This window comes from Pseudomonas sp. R3.Fl, assembly GCF_023516765.1.
GTDB lineage: Bacteria > Pseudomonadota > Gammaproteobacteria > Pseudomonadales > Pseudomonadaceae > Pseudomonas > Pseudomonas citronellolis.
The window spans coordinates 6488708-6505696 of record NZ_JAMGSO010000001.1; the positions used below are offsets into that span (position 1 = coordinate 6488708).

A 16989-nucleotide genomic window follows, 5' to 3' on the forward strand; every position below is an offset into this window, starting at 1 on the left:
AGGAGCGGGCCCTGCCCGCGATATCGCACGCAGGGCGCGGGTGGGGCGGCGTAGGAGCACCTCAGGCCAGGTGCTGCTTGTCCTTCTCGATGGCCTGGTCCAGGGTTTCCAGCAGTTGCCGGCGCACCTTCAGCTTGGTGTTGCGGTGCGCGGTCATGTTCAGCTTCTTCAGCTGCTGGGCGGCGGCGCGGGCGGTGTCCAGCAGTTCCTCGGCGCTCACCACCTTGTCGAGGAAGCCGGCGGCCATGGCCTCCTGCGGGGCGAACATCTCGGCGTTGATCACCGAACGGTTGAAGGCCGACTTGCGCAGGCGGTCGCGGGCCAGCTCGATGCCCACGTGGTGCATGGTCATGCCGATGGCCACTTCGTTCAGGCCGATCTGGAAGGGGCCGTCGACGCCGATGCGGTAGTCCGCCGAGAGCAGCAGGAAGGCGCCCTTGGCCACCGCGTGGCCGGGGCAGGCGACGATGATCGGGTAGGGGTGGGCCAGCATGCGCCGGGCCAGGGTCGAGCCGGCGGCCACCAGGGCCACGGCGTTCTCCGGGCCGGAGGTCATCACCTTGAGGTCGTAGCCGCCGGAAAGGATGCCCGGCTGGCCGGTGAGGATCACCACCGCGCGGTCCTGCTCGGCACGGTCCAGCGCCTGGTTGAAGGCCTCGATCACGGCGGGGGAGATGGCATTCACCTTGCCGTTGGCGAGGGTCAGGGTGGCGACGCCGTCGTCGAGTTGATAGCTGATCAGTTCACTCATGGCAGGACATCCGGAAAAAGGGCGTGGCGCAGAACATACTGGCGGCCACGGCGACCGTAAAGCGCTGTATCCGACCGGCCGGTCACCATCGATTTGCGACGGATTTCACTCTCTGGCGGGCGAACCGGTGAATTTGGCGGGTGGCGCATGGAGGCGCACAGGCCGTGCTGTTAAGCTGCCAGCACCGCCGTCCGTATCAATCCGCTTACAAGGAAGTCCTTCCGAATGTCGAAACTGCTCAAGTGGGGCCTGCTCGGCATCGTGGCCGTCGCGCTCATCATCAAGGTGTCGCTGTGGCTGTCCGTGCGCAGCATCGTCGACGACGCCGTGGCGCGCCTGTCGCCGATGGTGGAGATCACCTACGGCGGGATTTCCTCTTCCTTCGACGGCCGCGTCGGCCTGAAGAACGTGGAGATCCGCGTGCCGGCCGCCCGCGACAGCCTGAAGGTGGCCCATGCCCAGCTCAGGTTCAACGGCCTGCGCGAACTGCTGAGCTTCAAGGAGCGCCTGGCCGAGGGCAAGCTGCCCAAGCAGATGGCCATGGAACTCACCGGCGTCGAGCTGCAGGTGCACGGTCCGTTCATGCAGGCGCTGTACCAGCAGCCGGCGGAGAGCAGCGTGTTCACCGCCATGAGCGAGGTGGCCTGCGGCAACATCCGCAACATCGGCTCCGACGAGCTGCTCCAGATGGGCTACCGCACCCTGGAATCGGATATCGAGTTCTCGTACCTGTTCGAACCCGGCGCGCAGAAGCTGACCTTCAACCTGCGCTCGGACGCCCGCGGCATGCTCGACACCCGCGTCGGCATGTCCCTGAGCAACGTCTCCGAACGCCCCGGCGACATGCGCGTGAACCCGCCGCGGGTGTCCCAGGTGACCGTCGAGCTGGACGACAACCAGTACCAGCGCAAGGTCCAGGAATTCTGCGCCGCGCGCCTGGGCGTCAAGCGCGAGGAGTACCTCAAGCAGGCCCTGGCGCAGTTCGACAAGGCCATGCGCAGCCAGCGCGTGGCGCTGGACCAGCCGCTGCTTGACGCCTACGCCCGCTACCTGGCCGACCCGCAGTCGCTGCGCCTGGAACTCAACCCCAGCGAGGGCATGACCTGGAGCGGGCTGCAGTTCTTCGAGGCCAAGGACGTGGTCGGCATGCTGCGCCCGGTGGTGCTGGTGAACCAGCAGGCGGTGAACCCGATCGGCTTCGCCTGGGTCGACCCGCTGAAGCACAAGGTCACCGCCGATTCGGCCACGCAGAAGATTTCAGCCGAAGAAACGGTTGAGTCGGAGAAGAGAACGCAGCAATATGGCTTCGTCAGTATCGACAGCCTTGCCCAGTACACCGGCAAGCGCCTGCAGTTCATCACCTTCGATGGTGCCTATTATCAGGGTGTACTGCACAAGGTGGAGAACGGACGAGTCTATATCACGGTCCTCATGGGGACGGGCTCGGCCGAGATGAACCTCCGCCTGAACAAGATCAATCAGGTGCGCGTCGAGTTGTGAGACGCGCAAGAGGAGAGTGCAAGTGAGTGAGTCGTTGTCCATCCATCATGATGAGTCCAGCCACCAGTTCGTCACGACGGTGGACGGTCATCGTGCCTACCTGGCCTACATGGATCTGGGCAAGCAGACGCTGGACATCTACCGCACCTTCGTGCCCGACAGCCTGCGCGGCCGCGGCATCGCCGCGGCGCTCACCGAGCACGCGCTGCAGTACGCCGAGCGCAAGGGCTACAGCGTGATTCCCTCCTGCTCCTACGTCGAGCGCTACCTGGAGCGCCATCCGCGCCACGCCGACCGCATGGCCTGAGCCGCCAGCACCAATGAAAACGCCGGGCATTGCCCGGCGTTTTTCGTTGCGTCCGATTCAGCCGCGCTGGCGCTTGGGCAGCACGTCCTTGAGCTTGGCGTGCATGCTGCGCACGGCCTTCTCGGTGGTTTCCCAGTCGATGCAGGCGTCGGTGACGGAGACGCCGTACTGCAGCTGGCAGAGGTCCTTCGGGATCGGCTGATTGCCCCAGCCCAGGTGGCTTTCCACCATCAGGCCTACGATGGAGTTGTTGCCTTCGACGATCTGGTTGGCGACGTTGTCCATCACCAGCGGCTGCAGCGCCGGGTCCTTGTTGGAGTTGGCGTGGCTGCAGTCGACCATCACGTTCAGCGGCACCTTGGCCTTGTTCAGCTCCTGTTCGCACAGGGCCACGCTCACCGAGTCGTAGTTCGGCTTGCCGTTGCCGCCGCGCAGCACCACGTGGCCGTAGCGGTTGCCCTTGGTGGTGACGATGGAGACGCCGCCTTCCTGGTTGATGCCGAGGAAACGGTGCGGGCTGGAGACCGACTGCAGGGCGTTGATCGCCACGGTCAGGCTGCCGTCGGTGCCGTTCTTGAAGCCGACCGCGGAGGACAGGCCGGAGGCCATCTCGCGGTGGGTCTGGGATTCGGTGGTGCGCGCGCCGATGGCCGACCAGCTGATCAGGTCCTGCAGGTACTGCGGGGAGATCGGGTCGAGCGCCTCGGTGGCGGTGGGCAGGCCCATCTCGGCGAGGTCGCGCAGCAGCTGGCGGCCGATGTGCAGGCCGTCCTGGATCTTGAAGGAGTCGTCCAGGTAGGGGTCGTTGATCAGGCCTTTCCAGCCCACGGTGGTGCGCGGTTTCTCGAAGTACACGCGCATTACCAGGAACAGGGTGTCGGCGACTTCGGCGGCCAGGACCTTGAGGCGCTCGGCGTATTCGTGGGCGGCCTTGACGTCGTGGATGGAGCAGGGGCCGATCACCACGAACAGGCGGTGGTCCTTGCCATCGAGGATGTCGCGGACGACCTGGCGGCCATGGGCGACGGTCTGCCGGGCGGCTTCGGTCAGGGGGATTTCGCGCTTGAGCTGCTCCGGCGTGATCAGGGTCTCGTTGGAGGCAACGTTAAGGTCGTCGATCTGTAAATCAGCCATCGTGGTACTCAGTCAGGTCACGGGTGCCGGCCGCCAGGAACCCCCCATGCGATGGGGCGCAGGCATGAATCTCGCTAAGGGGAAGTCGAACCTTAACGCGTCGGACGCCGGCTCGACAATGGGCAGGCAGCGGGAAAATGCCCGGATGACGGGGTTCGGCGCCGTTTCAGATGGCGCAGAACAGGGGGAAGTCGGCGGCGTTGCAGGCGATCCACTCCAGGGCGGTGTCTTCCACCGGCTGCGCCTGGCCGCTTTCGCGCTCGCGCTGGCGGCGGAAGTGCTCGATCTGGCAGACCTGCTCGACCATGCGCGCGCGGAACAGGGTGTCTTCGTCGAGGAAGGCCACGCCCACCAGGTAGTCGTCGCTGAGCTTGCGGCTCCAGGCCACCACGCCGGGGTAGCGCGCGGCGTCGCCCAGCAGCGGGATGCGCAGCTCGACCGCGGTGCCGCGGCGGAAACCGCGCGGGGCGTTGCAGGCCACCCCGCCGAGGCTGATATTGTACAGGCGCTGGCGCGGCAGGAAGAGCTGCCTGCGGACCACCAGCTCCACCGGTAGATCACAGGGGTGACGCAGGAACTGTCGCATGACGGAAGGCTCCGACTGCAATCTTTTTGGCGTTGGCATTGGGCAAAGTATAGTGCCGTCGCTGGAACTCACCGACCTGGATGCCGATCACCGGTTGCTCGAGTTGCCAGGCGACTCGCTGCTGGTGTTCAGCGCCGAGGGCTGCGCCTCCTGCCGCTGGGCCCGCGCGCAGTTGCCGGGCATGGGGCTGCCGGTGCGGCGCTTGTGCTGGGTCGATGCCGGGCGCAATGGCGGCCTGGTCGAGCGTTATGAAGTCTTCCACCTGCCGGCGCTGTTCCTGGTGCGCGACGGCGCCTTCCATGGCCGCCTCGACGCGCCCCTGCGCGCCGGCCCACTGGCCCAGGCCCTGCGCGCCGCGGCCTTGCGCATTCCCGAGGAGTTGCCCTGAATGACTGTTTCCCCCGTCCGCATCGGCGTGATCGGCACTGGCGCCATCGGCGGTTTCTACGGCCTGATGCTGGCCCGCGCCGGCTTCGACGTGCATTTCCTGCTGCGCAGCGAATACGCCGCGGTGGCCGAGCACGGCCTGCGCCTGAACAGCCAGGTGCACGGCGCCCTGAGTCTGGCGCCGGTGCAGGCCTATCACGACGTCGCCGACCTGCCGCCGTGCGACTGGCTGCTGGTGGGCGCCAAGACCACCAGCAACGCCGAACTGGCGCCGCTGATCGCCCGCGCCGCGGCGCCGGGCGCCAAGGTCCTGCTGCTGCAGAACGGCCTTGCGGTGGAGGAGGGCCTGCGCCCGCTGCTGCCGGACGCGCTGCACCTGCTCGGCGGGCTCTGCTACATCTGCGTGCACCGTTCCGCCCCCGGGGTGATCGAGCACCAGGCCCTGGGCGCTGTGCACCTGGGCTATCACAGCGGGCCGGCTGCCGCCGCCGGCCAGGCCATCGCCGAGGAGGGCGCCGCGCTGTTCCGCCAGGCCGGGCTGGATTCCGTGGCGATGCCGGCGCTGGAGCACGCGCGCTGGCAGAAGCTGGTATGGAACGTCCCCTACAACGGTCTTTCCGTGCTGCTGGACAGCGGCACCCGGGCGCTGATGGCCAATGCCGACAGCCGCGCGCTGATCGCCGCCATCATGGACGAGGTGATGGCCGGCGCCGCCGCCTGCGGCCATGAGTTGCCGGCCGGCTACCCGGCGGCGATGCTGAGCGCGACCGAACGCATGCCCGACTACCTGCCGAGCATGTACCACGACTTCGCCCAGCGCCGGCCGCTGGAGCTGCAGGCGATCTACGACGCGCCCCTGGCCGCGGCGGCCGCCGCCGGGGTGGCGATGCCGCGCATCGAGGCGCTGCAACGGGCGCTACGCTTCATCGACGCGCGCAACCAGGCGCGCTGATCCATCACGGGGGAACGGGCAATGGGCAAGGGGCTGGGCGACAAGCTGGTGGTGGCGATCTCCTCGCGGGCGCTGTTCGACCTGGACGAGAGCCACCGCATCTACGAATCCGAAGGCGTGGAGGCTTACCGGCAGTACCAGATCGCCCACGAGGACGAGGTGCTGCCGCCCGGCGACGCCTTCGCCCTGGTGCAGAAGCTGCTGGGGCTCAACGAGATGCTCGGCCGGCAATTGGTGGAAGTGGTGCTGGTCTCGCGCAACAGCGCCGACACCGGCCTGCGGGTGTTCAACTCCATCCAGCAGCACGGCCTGGGCATCTCCCGCGCGGCCTTCGTCGGCGGGCGCAGCCCATACCCGTACCTGGCGGCGTTCGGCTGCCACCTGTTCCTCTCCACCCACGTCGAGGACGTGCGCAGCGCGCTGGAAAACGGCTTCGCCGCGGCGACCATCCTCTCCGCCGGGGCCCGCCGCGAGACCGCCGGCGAACTGCGCTTCGCCTTCGACGGCGACGCCGTGCTGTTCTCCGACGAGGCCGAGCGGGTGTTCCAGCAGGGCGGCCTGGAGGCCTTCCAGACGCGCGAGCAGGAGTCCGCCCGCGAGCCGCTGGGCGGCGGCCCGTTCAAGCCCTTCCTGGCGGCGCTGAACCGCGTGCAGCAGGCCTTCCCCCAGGAGTCCTGCCCGATCCGCACGGCGCTGGTCACCGCGCGCTCGGCGCCGGCCCACGAGCGCGTCATCCGCACCCTGCGCGAATGGGACATCCGCCTGGACGAATCGCTGTTCCTCGGCGGCCTGGACAAGTCGGCGTTCCTCGAGGCCTTCAGCGCCGACGTGTTCTTCGACGACCAGCCCGGGCATTGCGAGCGGGCCCGGGAGGTGGTCGCCACCGGCCACGTGCCCCACGGCGTCAGCAACGAGCCGCAGACGGCCAGCTAGCGCGGCCTCGGCCGCTTGCTGCTACTCTGCTCAGAGGCCCGCCGCCAAGGCAGTAGGAGGCCGCATGATCCGATCGATTCTCTACGCTACCGACCTTGGTCTCTACGCCCCGTACGTCCTCCAGCACGCCATGTCCCTCGCCCGCGCCTACGACGCCGAGATCCACGTGGTGCACGCCGTGGAGCCGATGGGGCTGTTCGCCGACTCCGTGCTGCAGACCTACCTGGATGCCGACACCCTCGCCGAGCTGCGCAGCAGCGGTTTGAGCACCGTCATGGGCAACATCGAGCGGCGGGTGATGGAAGGCTTCCGCGACGAACTCGGCGAGTTGCACGAGGAGTCGGACATGATCCGTTCGGTGCGCGTGCTGCAGGGCGACCCGCCGCAGGTGATCCTCGACGAGGCGCAGCGCCTGGCCGTGGACCTGATAGTCGCCGGCAGCCACAGCCATGGCGAGGGCATGAACACGCCCCTGGGGCGTACCGCCGCACGGGTGGTGCAACTGGCGGAAGTGCCGGTCTACCTGGTGCCCATGTTGCAGCACCGCAGCTGAAGGCGGCTGCGCGACGAACGGACGCGGCGCTCTGCCGCGCACTTTTCCCGGTGTCCGTGGGTTGCCGGGATGTTGCCATAGGGGACGTAGTAGGCAAGCTCGAAAAAAACGTCTAACTTTATTCCTCAAACCATTAATATGGTTATAAAAGCAGAGCCCGGGTCGCGGGCCGCGACATCCATTTCGAGGAATCTCCATGAAGCTTCAGCAACTGCGCTATATCTGGGAAGTCGCGCACCACGACCTCAACGTTTCCGCCACCGCGCAGAGCCTGTACACGTCGCAGCCGGGCATCAGCAAGCAGATCCGCCTGCTGGAAGACGAACTGGGCGTGGAAGTCTTCGCCCGCAGCGGCAAGCACCTGACCCGCGTCACCCCGGCCGGCGAGCGCATCATCAACACCGCCGGCGAGATCCTGCGCAAGGTCGAGAGCATCAAGCAGATCGCCCAGGAGTTCTCCAACGAGAAGAAGGGCACCCTGTCCATCGCCACCACCCACACCCAGGCGCGCTACGCGCTGCCGGGCGTGATCAGCGGCTTCATCAAGCAGTATCCGGACGTCTCCCTGCATATGCATCAGGGCACGCCGATGCAGATCGCCGAGATGGCCGCCGACGGCACCGTCGACTTCGCCATCGCCACCGAGGCCCTGGAGCTGTTCGGCGACCTGATCATGATGCCCTGCTACCGCTGGAACCGCTGTGTGATAGTGCCCCAGGGCCACCCGCTGACCAAGGTGCCGAAGCTGACCCTGGAACTGCTCGCCGAGCAGCCGATCGTCACCTACGTGTTCGGCTTCACCGGCCGCTCCAAGCTGGACGAGGCCTTCAACCAGCGCGGCCTGGTGCCCAAGGTGGTGTTCACCGCCGCCGACGCCGACGTGATCAAGACCTATGTGCGCCTGGGCCTGGGCGTGGGCATCGTGGCGCACATGGCGGTGGACCCGAAACTGGACAGCGACCTGGTGATGCTCGACGCCAGCCACCTGTTCGAGTCCAGCGTGACCAAGATCGGCTTCCGCCGCGGCACTTTCCTGCGCGGCTTCATGTGCGACTTCATCGAGAAGTTCGCTCCGCACCTGACCCGCGAGCTGCTGGCCAAGGCGGTGCAGTGCCACAACAAGGCTGAGCTGGATGAGCTGTTCGAAGGGATCGAGCTGCCGGTTTATTGAGGCTGGTGTGAAACGGGTGGGGATTGGCGGGGGTTAGGTGGGGTAGGTGTTGGGTTCAAGAGCGCCCTCTCCCCAACCCTCTCCCTGAAGGGAGAGGGAGCTGTCCTGAGCGGTGCGTCGGTCAGGCGCCATCCTCCCACCCCTAACCTCACCCCGTCATTCCCGCGAACGCGGGAACCCAGCTGCCTTCTTGCTCGGTGTAGCGCGCCGCTCCGAGTGCGTTGATGTTTCTTGTTTCGCCCCCTCGGGCGAGTCCCTTTTGTCAAACGCCACAAAAGGAACCAAAAAGGCTTGCCCCAACATACGGGCCCGATGGAGCCGGGCTACCCTCGCGAATTCCCCCGCCACGGAGGCACGCCCCGAGGGTACGTCCCTGTAGCCCGCGGGGCTCTCGCGACATCCATGTCGCATGACCTCCTGAGCGCGGGTTTCGCTCGGCCTTCTGAAGGGGCGTTCCGGTGCGCTCGGATATTTCTCTGGAAGTCCAAGAGCCAAAGCCAGAGCGAACGCGCTTTTGCTTTTGCTTTTCGTAGGAGCGAGCTTGCTCGCGAACCCCGCAGTCACTGGATTCCCGCGTCCGCGCACTACTGTCCGGAATATTTATCGGGGAAAGTCTGGAGGGCTTGCGGGGGCTGAAGGCACGGGTTAAACCGTTGAGCGCCAACTCAACCTCACAGCCCCCGCAAGATGTTCAGGATAAGCCGTTTTCACGATGTTCTAAAAGCGCTGCCTCGCGGCGTCTTCGATCGACTGGTCGCCGAACAAAACGCCGACAAGCACAGCAAGCGCTTTGGCAGTTGGGATCACCTGGTGGCCATGGTGTACGCCCACCTGGCAGGCGCGAGCAGCCTGCGTGCGCTTGAAACCAGTTTCAACAGCCACCCCCATCAGCACTATCACCTGGGTACGGGCCCGATCCGACGTTCCACCCTGGCCGACGCCAACGAACGCCGTAATACCGAGGTCTTCGCCCAGGCGGCGCACTACCTGATGGCGGGCGTCTGCCGGCAGTTACGCCGTGACGGGAAAGAGCTGCTGTACCTGCTGGATTCCACCACGATCCCCCTCAAGGGCCCTGGCTTCGACGAATGGACGCTGTCCAATCGAACCCGCTCCCAGGGGCTGAAAGTCCATGTGCTGTATGCCGAGCAGGCGGCTGCGCCCGTGCACTGCAGCTTCAGCGCAGCCAACGTCAACGATATCGATGAAGGCAGGAGGCTGAACATCGAACCGCAGGCCACCTACGTGTTTGACAAGGGTTATTACGACTTCAACTGGTGGGCGAGCCTGGATGCCCAGAAGGCCCGCTTCGTCACACGATTCAAGTCCAATGTGCAGCTCAAGGTCCTGGCTCAGCGCGAGATCCCCCAGCAAGACCGGGAAACGATCCTGCGAGACGAAGAGGTGAGCTTCTCCAATCGCAACCCAGGCGGCCGTCGGCGTAATGGCTACACCAAGCCATTGCGGCGAGTCCTGGTGGATCGACCAGGCGATGAGCCGCCCCTGAGCCTGGCGACCAACGACCTGACCAGTCCGGCGGTAGAGATCGCCCAGCGCTATCGGGATCGCTGGCGGATCGAGCTGTTTTTCAAATGGATCAAGCAACACCTGAAGGTCAGGCGCTTCCTGGGCCGTAGCGAGAATGCCGTGCGCCTCCAGATTCTCTGTGCGCTGATCAGCTATTTGCTGCTGAGTCTTTACCAACGCAGAACGGGAACGCAGCAGAGCCTGTGGATGCTGATGGTGGAGGTGCAGGCGACGCTGTTTCAGCGTCCTGGCCTGGAGGCCGAACGTTACCGACGACGGCAGGAGCGAATGCGCGAGATCAACCTGCGTCAGGGGCAGCTGTTAATAGCATGAGGCGTGCCGGACAGCAGTGCGCGTCCGCGGGAATGACGAGGTTGTTAAGGAAGGAGCGAGAGGCCAGGTTCACAACCGAAACCATGCCACTCGCCAGACGCCTTCAGTGACGCAGCCACCCCCGGCTGATGACCGGCGCCAGGGCGCGTCGATACAGCGCCTCGGCCTGGGCGGTTAACGTGCCGCCATGACGCTGCCAGAGCAGCCAGACCAGGCTGTTGCTCACCGCTGCAACGGCCAGCGCGCCGAGCATATCCAGCGGAGAGTGGATGCCCAGATAGACCCTCGCGTAGCCCACCGCCAGCCCGACGGCGCCGATCAACGCACCCAGCAGCCAGGCATCGTCGAACAGCAGGCTGAGAGCGCAGCCGGCGAAGATGGTCAGGTGGTCGCTAGGGAAGGAGGCGTTGGCGGCGTGGGCCAGCCAGGCGTGGCCCAGGCCTATGGCGAAGGGCCGCGGGTGCGGCCAGAACAGCCCGATCAGCAGGCTGGAGGCCAGCGCCACGGCGGTCACTCCCAGGGCTCGCAGCAGATGGCCGCGCAGGCCGTGGTCACCCCGGCACCACAGGTACAGCAATGCCAGCGGCAACAGGTAGAGCGGCACGGTGGCGATGAAGCGCGCAGCGTCGATCAGCCAGGCTGGCGTCTGCGCGGTGGCGTTGATGGCGAGGAACGCCTGGCGGTCGAGCGCCTCCAGCAGGCTGGGGCCGGGAGTAGGGAGCAAGGTGGGCATGGTCGATTCTTGTAAGAGGGCACGCGGGACTATAGACGTAGGAGCCTGAAGGCGACATTAAGCTGGGACGGAAGGGCGATCAGAGCCGGTCGAGGTCGTTGCGCCCGGCCAGCTCGGCCAGTACCTCGGGCGAGTCCTGCGGCGCCGGTCCGCGGCCTTCGAGTATCTCATGGAGGAAGCTCATGAACACGGTGAACACCTGCTCGCGGCCGTCGTCGTGGCGCACCACGAAGAAGGGCGCGCTGTCCACGCCGTACTGGGCGGCGACCATCCAGCCGGCGCTGCCCGGGTTGCGTTCGTCGGCCACCAGCACGCGGTCGATGCGCGGCAGGTAGCCGCCTTTCTCCAGGCGCTGCTGCACGTCCTTGCACTTGCCGCAGTCCTCGCCGTCGGCCAGGACCTTCTTGACCATGGTGATGCGCATAGGGCTTTCCTCTCGCGGTAGGGGCAGGGCCTACCTTAAGCGCTGCGGCGCCGGCGGAAAACCCGCCGACGACGCGCTCAGCCCTTGCTGATCAGGTTGCCGGCGTGCAGGCCGCATTCCTTCTGGGTGGCTTCCTCCCACCACCAGCGGCCTTCGCGCTCGTGCTGGTTGGGCAGCACCGGGCGGGTGCAGGGCTCGCAGCCGATGCTGATGAAGCCGCGCTCGTGCAGGCTGTTGTAGGGAGTCTCCAGCATGCGGATGTAGGCCCAGACTTCCTCGCTGCTCATGCTGGCCAGCGGGTTGAACTTGTACAGCGGCTTTTCCGCCGTGGAGAAGGCGCCGTCCAGTTCGACCACCGCCACCTGGCTGCGGGTGCCGGGGCTCTGGTCCTTGCGCTGGCCGGTTGCCCAGGCGCTGACGGTGGCGAGCTTGCGCTTGAGCGGCTCGATCTTGCGGATGCCGCAGCACTCGCCGTGGCCGTCCTTGTAGAAGCTGAACAGGCCCTTTTCCTTGACGAAGGGCTCCAGCAGGCGCGGATCGGGGGTCATGACCTCGATGGCGATGCCGTAGTGCTCGCGCACCTGCTCGATGAAGCGGTAGGTCTCCGGGTGCAGGCGGCCGGTGTCCAGGCTGAATACCTTGACGTTCTTGTTGATCTTCCAGGCCATGTCCAGCAGCACCACGTCCTCGGCGCCGCTGAAGGAGATCCACAGGTCGTCGCCGAAGTGCTCGAAGGCGAACTTGAGGATGTCCTGGGGGGACTTGCTGGCATAGGTCGCGGCGATTTCGGCGACGTCGAACGGATGGCTCATCAGGCGGTTTTCCACTTGTACTTGCGCGGTGCGCTATAAGGCTGCCGATCTTAACAAAGGCAGGGATATGCCCCTAAATAACCATCAGGAAGGTCGACTGTGTGCTTTGAGTATAAGTGCCGCGTTGCGCCGGCCCGGGCGAGCCGCTAGAGTGCCGCCTTCTGTCCAAACCTGCGGGGAATCGTTCGTGGAAATCGCCTGTCTCGACCTGGAAGGGGTACTGGTCCCGGAAATCTGGATCGCCTTCGCTGAAAAAACCGGTATCGAAGCGCTCAAGGCGACTACCCGCGATATCCCGGACTACGACGTGCTGATGCAGCAGCGCCTGCGCATCCTCGACGAGCACGGCCTGAAGCTGGCCGACATCCAGGAAGTGATCGCCACCCTAAAGCCGCTGGAAGGCGCGGTGGAGTTCGTCGACTGGCTGCGCGAGCGCTTCCAGGTGGTGATCCTCTCCGACACCTTCTACGAGTTCTCCCAGCCGCTGATGCGCCAGCTGGGCTTCCCGACCCTGCTGTGCCACAAGCTGGTCACCGACGAGACCGACCGCGTGGTCGGCTACCAGCTGCGCCAGAAGGACCCCAAGCGCCAGTCGGTGATCGCCCTGAAGAGCCTGTATTACCGCGTGATCGCCGCCGGCGACTCGTACAACGACACCACCATGCTCAGCGAAGCCCACGCCGGCATCCTGTTCCATGCGCCGGAGAACGTCATCCGCGAGTTCCCGCAGTTCCCGGCGGTGCACACCTACGAGGACCTGAAGCAGGAGTTCCTCAAGGCGTCGAACCGCCAGCTCGGTCTGTAATACCGGCGGGCCGGTGATGGCCCGGGGTTCGAGAAAGAACGCCGTTTCCCGTCATGGGAAACGGCGTTTTTTGTTGGTTTCAGGGGGGAGGGACCAACGCCCCGGTGGTACGGCCAACGGCGGATAACCGCGAACGGTTATGCGCCCTACGTAGGAGCGAGCTTGCTCGCGAGCCGCCAGTCACTGGGTTCCCGCGTTCGCGGGAATGACGGGGTGTGAGGACTGCGCCTGAGTCTGACGCCGCTCAGGACAGCCCCCTCTCCCTTCAGGGAGAGGGTTGGGGAGAGGGCGCTCTTACACCCAACGCCGCAGCCGCCGGGGAGTCCTGTTCGCGAGCAAGCTCGCTCCTACAGGGAGGCACCTTCCGCGGTCATACGCGGAACTGCCCCATCAACCCCTGCTGGTGATTCGCCAGGTCATTCAGCGACTGGCTGATCTGCGCCGATTCCTGGGCCTGGCCGGACAGCGACTCGGTCACGTCGCGGATGCCCGCCACGTTGCGGTTGATCTCCTCGGCCACTGCGCTCTGTTCCTCGGCGGCGCTGGCGATCTGCAGGTTCATGTCGTTGATCACCCCCACCGCCTCGCCGATGCGCTGCAGCGCCGCCACCGCCTGCTCGACCTGGCTGACGCTGCCCTGGGCCTGCTGGTGGCTGCTGTGCATGGCGGTGACCACTTCGCGGGTGCCGTTCTGCAGGCCTTCGATCACCTGGCGGATTTCTTCCACCGAGTCCTGGGTGCGCTTGGCCAGGTTGCGCACTTCGTCGGCCACCACCGCGAAGCCGCGCCCGGCCTCGCCGGCGCGGGCCGCTTCGATGGCGGCGTTGAGGGCCAGCAGGTTGGTCTGCTCGGCGATGGCGCGGATCACTTCCAGCACCGAGCCGATCTGCTCGCTGCTGGCGGCCAGGCCTTCGACCTGGGTCATCGCCTGGCTCATGTCGCGGGCCAGTTCGTCGATGGCGCGGGTGGTCTGGTCGATCACCGCCAGGCCGTCGCGGGTGGCGCCGTCGGCCCCGCGGGCGGCGTCGGCGGCCATGGCCGCGCTGTTGGCCACGTCGTGGGCGGTGGCGCTCATCTCCTGGGAGGCGGTGGCCACCTGCTCGATCTCGCGGAACTGCTGCTGCATGCCGGCGCTGGTCTGGGTCGACAGCGCGGCGGACTGGTCAGCGGTGGCGCGGGCATCCTGCACCGAGGATTTCACGTCGCGGATGATCGGCTGCAGCTTGTCGAGGAAGCGGTTGAACCAGCCGGCCAGCTCGCCGAGTTCGTCCTGGCCCTGGTACTTCAGGCGCTGGGTCAGGTCGCCCTCGCCGCTGGCGATGTCGCGCAGCATGCCGGCCACGCCGAGGATCGGGCGGGTCACGCCGCGGGCGGTCAGCCATACCAGCAGCAGGCCGAGCAGGGCGGCGAGCAGGCCCAGGCCGAGTTCGACGACGGTGCCCTGGGTGCGTTGCTGGTCCAGCTCCTGCTGCAGCTTCACCGCCGGGCCCTGCAGGGCCTGCAGCGGCACGTCGATGAGCACGCCCCAGGCGTCGGCCTCGGGGATCGGGCGCAGCGGTTGCAGGGCGCGCAGCTCGCTGTCGTGTTCGAGGATCTTGTGCTGGTCGGCGCCGAGCAGTTGCAGCAACTGCTCGCCCTGGGCGGGGTAGACCTCCTGCAGCTTCTTGCCGAGCTTGCCGGCGTCGGCGCTGTAGCCGGCGAGCAGGCCGGCGGGGCTGATGATGGCGACGCGGCTCTGGCCTTCGTAGAGTTCCTGGCTGCCTTCATGGGCGATTTCCTGCAGGCGATCGAGGGCGATGTCCACGCCCAGCACGCCGACCAGCTTGCCGTCCACCTGCAGGGGCAGGGCGATGCTGGTCATGAGGATCTTGCGGTTGCCCACTTCGTCGACGTAGGGCTCCAGCACGCAGGTCTTGCCGGCGGCCTTCGGGCAGGTGTACCAGGCGTTGTAGGCCGCGCCGCTGGGGCCGGGGCTGGTGTCGGCGAGCATCTTCTCGTCCATCGGCTCGGCTTCCAGCTTGCCGGGGGTGGCCTGCGCCCAGTATTGCGAGAAGCGCCCCTTTTCGTTGCTGCCGATCTCGGTGCGGCCTTCGGCCTGCGCGTCGTGGCCATCGAGGGCGTCGGGCTCGAAGGCGAGGTACAGGCCGAGCAGCTCGGGGTTGGCCGCCACCGCGTCGCGCATCTGCCGGTTCAACTCCTCACGCAGGGCCAGGGTGTCCAGGCCGCGCTGGGCGGCGAGTTGGCGCATGGCCAGGGTCTGGCGGGCGAAGCTCTGCGCGTAGCGGTAGGCATCGCTGAAGTAGCGCTGGATGCGCATCGCCTGGATTTCCCCGCGGGCGCGCAGGCGGGCCTCGGCGGCATCGTCCAGCATGTGCGTGCTGGATTCCTTCACCAGCGCGGTGCTGTGCTGCATGCGGAAGATCGAGAGGCCGGCGAGCAGCGAGACCACGCCGAGCAGGCACAGGCCCGCGAGCAGGGTGATCTTCCACTGGATGGAGAGGCGACGAAAAGGCATGGGGGTGTCCTCTGCGGGAACCTTGGGGGTGTTCGGAAATATCGGCGGCTGTGCGATTTTCTTTACAGACATTGCTGCCGTCCGTCGGCTGGGCCTCTGGGGCGCCAGTCTCGCGCCGGGTTGCACTTCGCCACCCATCTGCTGACTAATGTGCAGGCCACTCTCGGCAGATGGGATTGCACATGCTCGATTCGAAACTGGAAAACCGGACGTTCCTGATACTGCTGGCGGTGGTCAGCATCGCCTTCGCCTGGCTGTTGCTGCCGTTCTACGGCGCGGTGTTCTGGGGCACCATCCTGGCCATCATCTTCACCCCCGTGCACCGCCGGCTGCAGGCGCGCCTGGGCGGGCGCAGGAACCTGGCGGCGCTGATCACATTGAGCGCCTGCATCCTCATCGTGATCCTGCCGGTGATCTTCATCGCCGGCTCGCTGGTGCAGGAAGGCGCCAACCTCTACCAGAGCCTGAAGTCCGGCCAGCTGAACCTCGCCGGCCTGGTGCAGCAGGCCTTCGCCGCCTTGCCGCCGTGGGCCCACCAGTGGCTGGAGCGCTTCGACCTGGGCGACCTCTCGAGCCTGCAGGAGAAGCTTTCCAGCGGCGCCATGCAGGCCAGCCAGTTCGTCGCCACCAAGGCCTTCAGCATCGGCCAGAACACCTTCGACTTCGTCGTCAGCTTCGGCGTGATGCTCTACCTGCTGTTCTTCCTGCTGCGCGACGGCCGCACCCTGGGCCGGCGGATCAAGCAGGCGGTGCCGCTGGACCACGAGCACAAGCAGCACCTGTTCACCAAGTTCACCACCGTGGTGCGCGCCACGGTGAAGGGCAACATCGCCGTGGCCGCCACCCAGGGCGCGCTGGGCGGGTTGATCTTCTGGTTCCTCGGCATCCAGGGCTCGCTGCTGTGGGGCACGCTGATGGCCTTCCTGTCGCTGCTGCCGGCGATAGGCGCGGGGCTGGTATGGGTGCCGGTGGCGGCCTGGTTCCTGCTCACCGGGGCGATCTGGCAGGGCGTGGTGCTGATCCTCTTCTGCGTGCTGGTGATCGGCCTGGTGGACAACATCCTGCGCCCGATCCTGGTGGGCAAGGACACCAAGATGCCCGACTACGTGGTGCTGATCTCCACCCTGGGCGGCATGTCGCTGTTCGGCCTCAACGGCTTCGTCATCGGCCCGCTGATCGCCGCGCTGTTCATCGCCAGCTGGGACCTGTTCACCGGCCGCGAGGAACTGGAAGACCCGGCGGGGTAGGGGAGGGCCTGAGGGTTGCGTAGGAGCAACGGTCTGCGCCGAGGTGCTTTTCGTAGGATGGGTTGAGCTTGCGAAACCCATGCGGTTGCGCTGATGGGTATCGCTTCGCTCAACACCATCCTACGAAAAGCCATGCTCGCTCATGCGGTAGGAGCGGACTCTGTCCGCGATGGCATGAACGCCGGCCTTGCCGGCGGAGTCGCGGATAAGATCCGCTCCTACGCTCCAGGAAGCACGGCTTTTCGTAGGAGCGAGCTTGCTCGCGAATGAGCTCTGCAGCGGCGCCTGTTCGCGAGCAAGCTCGCTCCTACGAAGAACA

Annotated in this window: 17 protein-coding genes; 10 read left to right on the forward strand and 7 right to left on the reverse strand. The window is 66.3% G+C overall.

Translation table 11 applies throughout. The annotated features are described in order from the left end of the window. Positions 1 to 61: 61 nt before the first annotated feature. A complete protein-coding gene (locus M8R19_RS28720; protein ID WP_043272090.1) occupies positions 62 to 751 on the reverse strand; it encodes a crotonase/enoyl-CoA hydratase family protein in 690 nt (229 codons plus the stop codon). A gap of 225 nt (positions 752 to 976) precedes the next feature. Here M8R19_RS28720 and M8R19_RS28725 point away from each other — a divergent pair, with 225 nt between their 5' ends. Then, on the forward strand, positions 977 to 2251 hold the full coding sequence (locus M8R19_RS28725) for an aq_1923 C-terminal domain (RefSeq protein WP_074980686.1): 1275 nt from the start codon (positions 977 to 979) through the stop codon (positions 2249 to 2251). Positions 2252 to 2273: 22 nt separating this feature from the next. Beyond that, positions 2274 to 2558 (forward strand): GNAT family N-acetyltransferase, encoded by a 285-nt coding sequence (locus tag M8R19_RS28730; protein ID WP_009623398.1) that lies wholly within the window; start codon positions 2274 to 2276, stop codon positions 2556 to 2558. Between the two features lie 57 nt (positions 2559 to 2615). Here M8R19_RS28730 and M8R19_RS28735 read toward each other — a convergent pair whose 3' ends face one another. Together M8R19_RS28735 and M8R19_RS28740 are read right to left on the reverse strand one after the other, a co-directional pair. Beyond that, the gene (locus tag M8R19_RS28735) at positions 2616 to 3692 is read right to left on the reverse strand and encodes a 3-deoxy-7-phosphoheptulonate synthase (protein WP_009623300.1); all 1077 of its coding nucleotides are present in this window, start codon (positions 3690 to 3692) and stop codon (positions 2616 to 2618) included. Positions 3693 to 3858: 166 nt separating this feature from the next. After that, positions 3859 to 4278, reverse strand: coding sequence for a PilZ domain-containing protein (locus M8R19_RS28740; protein WP_024128653.1), 420 nt, complete (start codon positions 4276 to 4278; stop codon positions 3859 to 3861). Here M8R19_RS28740 and M8R19_RS28745 point away from each other — a divergent pair. The 6 genes from M8R19_RS28745 to M8R19_RS28770 all read left to right on the forward strand — a co-directional run bounded on the left by M8R19_RS28745 (position 4277) and on the right by M8R19_RS28770 (position 10134). Then, entirely contained in the window at positions 4277 to 4666 is a 390-nt protein-coding gene (locus M8R19_RS28745) for a YbbN family protein (protein WP_009623296.1), read from the forward strand. The two genes, M8R19_RS28740 and M8R19_RS28745, sit on opposite strands and share 2 nt — an antisense overlap. After that, positions 4667 to 5617: a putative 2-dehydropantoate 2-reductase gene (locus M8R19_RS28750; protein WP_249919618.1), complete on the forward strand. Its 951-nt coding sequence runs from the start codon at positions 4667 to 4669 to the stop codon at positions 5615 to 5617. A 21-nt stretch (positions 5618 to 5638) separates the two neighbouring features. Next, the gene (locus M8R19_RS28755; protein ID WP_074980683.1) at positions 5639 to 6550 is read left to right on the forward strand and encodes a 5'-nucleotidase; all 912 of its coding nucleotides are present in this window, start codon (positions 5639 to 5641) and stop codon (positions 6548 to 6550) included. Between the two features lie 64 nt (positions 6551 to 6614). After that, a complete protein-coding gene (locus M8R19_RS28760) occupies positions 6615 to 7103 on the forward strand; it encodes a universal stress protein (protein ID WP_009623290.1) in 489 nt (162 codons plus the stop codon). A 196-nt stretch (positions 7104 to 7299) separates the two neighbouring features. Continuing rightward, positions 7300 to 8274: an HTH-type transcriptional regulator CysB gene (cysB, locus tag M8R19_RS28765; protein WP_074980682.1), complete on the forward strand. Its 975-nt coding sequence runs from the start codon at positions 7300 to 7302 to the stop codon at positions 8272 to 8274. 687 nt (positions 8275 to 8961) lie between these two features. Further along, the gene (locus M8R19_RS28770) at positions 8962 to 10134 is read left to right on the forward strand and encodes an IS4 family transposase (RefSeq protein WP_249919619.1); all 1173 of its coding nucleotides are present in this window, start codon (positions 8962 to 8964) and stop codon (positions 10132 to 10134) included. A 103-nt stretch (positions 10135 to 10237) separates the two neighbouring features. Here the strand turns inward: M8R19_RS28770 and M8R19_RS28775 are convergent, their stop codons facing one another. From M8R19_RS28775 to M8R19_RS28785, 3 genes are all read right to left on the reverse strand, one after another. Further along, positions 10238 to 10867, reverse strand: a complete 630-nt coding sequence (locus M8R19_RS28775) for a phosphatase PAP2 family protein (RefSeq protein ID WP_249919620.1) — start codon at positions 10865 to 10867, stop codon at positions 10238 to 10240. Between the two features lie 79 nt (positions 10868 to 10946). Then, positions 10947 to 11291, reverse strand: a complete 345-nt coding sequence (locus M8R19_RS28780) for a hypothetical protein (protein ID WP_074980680.1) — start codon at positions 11289 to 11291, stop codon at positions 10947 to 10949. Between the two features lie 77 nt (positions 11292 to 11368). Continuing rightward, entirely contained in the window at positions 11369 to 12103 is a 735-nt protein-coding gene (locus M8R19_RS28785; protein WP_249919621.1) for a phosphoadenylyl-sulfate reductase, read from the reverse strand. A gap of 187 nt (positions 12104 to 12290) precedes the next feature. On the opposite strand from M8R19_RS28785, the gene thrH reads away from it, so the two are divergent. Then, positions 12291 to 12908: a bifunctional phosphoserine phosphatase/homoserine phosphotransferase ThrH gene (gene thrH, locus M8R19_RS28790; RefSeq protein WP_058490163.1), complete on the forward strand. Its 618-nt coding sequence runs from the start codon at positions 12291 to 12293 to the stop codon at positions 12906 to 12908. Positions 12909 to 13278: 370 nt separating this feature from the next. On the opposite strand, the gene M8R19_RS28795 is transcribed toward thrH, so the two are convergent. Next, positions 13279 to 15423 carry a methyl-accepting chemotaxis protein gene (locus tag M8R19_RS28795; RefSeq protein WP_249919622.1) on the reverse strand — a complete coding sequence of 715 codons (2145 nt, stop codon included), beginning with the start codon at positions 15421 to 15423 and terminating at the stop codon, positions 13279 to 13281. 182 nt (positions 15424 to 15605) lie between these two features. Between M8R19_RS28795 and M8R19_RS28800 the strand changes: the two genes are divergently transcribed. After that, complete coding sequence (locus M8R19_RS28800) at positions 15606 to 16670, forward strand: AI-2E family transporter (RefSeq protein ID WP_043318269.1); 1065 nt, start codon at positions 15606 to 15608, stop codon at positions 16668 to 16670. The last annotated feature ends 319 nt before the right edge of the window (positions 16671 to 16989 follow it).

What these genes read in the sequence shown, in the direction of transcription:
- M8R19_RS28720 (WP_043272090.1), bottom strand. Translation starts at nt 751, where the DNA reads ATGAGTGAACTGATCAGCTATCAACTCGACGACGGCGTCGCCACCCTG.
- M8R19_RS28725 (WP_074980686.1), top strand. Translation starts at nt 977, where the DNA reads ATGTCGAAACTGCTCAAGTGGGGCCTGCTCGGCATCGTGGCCGTCGCG.
- M8R19_RS28735 (WP_009623300.1), bottom strand. Translation starts at nt 3,692, where the DNA reads ATGGCTGATTTACAGATCGACGACCTTAACGTTGCCTCCAACGAGACC.
- M8R19_RS28745 (WP_009623296.1), top strand. Translation starts at nt 4,277, where the DNA reads ATGACGGAAGGCTCCGACTGCAATCTTTTTGGCGTTGGCATTGGGCAA.
- M8R19_RS28740 (WP_024128653.1), bottom strand. Translation starts at nt 4,278, where the DNA reads ATGCGACAGTTCCTGCGTCACCCCTGTGATCTACCGGTGGAGCTGGTG.
- M8R19_RS28750 (WP_249919618.1), top strand. Translation starts at nt 4,667, where the DNA reads ATGACTGTTTCCCCCGTCCGCATCGGCGTGATCGGCACTGGCGCCATC.
- M8R19_RS28755 (WP_074980683.1), top strand. Translation starts at nt 5,639, where the DNA reads ATGGGCAAGGGGCTGGGCGACAAGCTGGTGGTGGCGATCTCCTCGCGG.
- M8R19_RS28760 (WP_009623290.1), top strand. Translation starts at nt 6,615, where the DNA reads ATGATCCGATCGATTCTCTACGCTACCGACCTTGGTCTCTACGCCCCG.
- cysB (WP_074980682.1), top strand. Translation starts at nt 7,300, where the DNA reads ATGAAGCTTCAGCAACTGCGCTATATCTGGGAAGTCGCGCACCACGAC.
- M8R19_RS28770 (WP_249919619.1), top strand. Translation starts at nt 8,962, where the DNA reads ATGTTCAGGATAAGCCGTTTTCACGATGTTCTAAAAGCGCTGCCTCGC.
- M8R19_RS28775 (WP_249919620.1), bottom strand. Translation starts at nt 10,867, where the DNA reads ATGCCCACCTTGCTCCCTACTCCCGGCCCCAGCCTGCTGGAGGCGCTC.
- M8R19_RS28780 (WP_074980680.1), bottom strand. Translation starts at nt 11,291, where the DNA reads ATGCGCATCACCATGGTCAAGAAGGTCCTGGCCGACGGCGAGGACTGC.
- M8R19_RS28785 (WP_249919621.1), bottom strand. Translation starts at nt 12,103, where the DNA reads ATGAGCCATCCGTTCGACGTCGCCGAAATCGCCGCGACCTATGCCAGC.
- M8R19_RS28795 (WP_249919622.1), bottom strand. Translation starts at nt 15,423, where the DNA reads ATGCCTTTTCGTCGCCTCTCCATCCAGTGGAAGATCACCCTGCTCGCG.
- M8R19_RS28800 (WP_043318269.1), top strand. Translation starts at nt 15,606, where the DNA reads ATGCTCGATTCGAAACTGGAAAACCGGACGTTCCTGATACTGCTGGCG.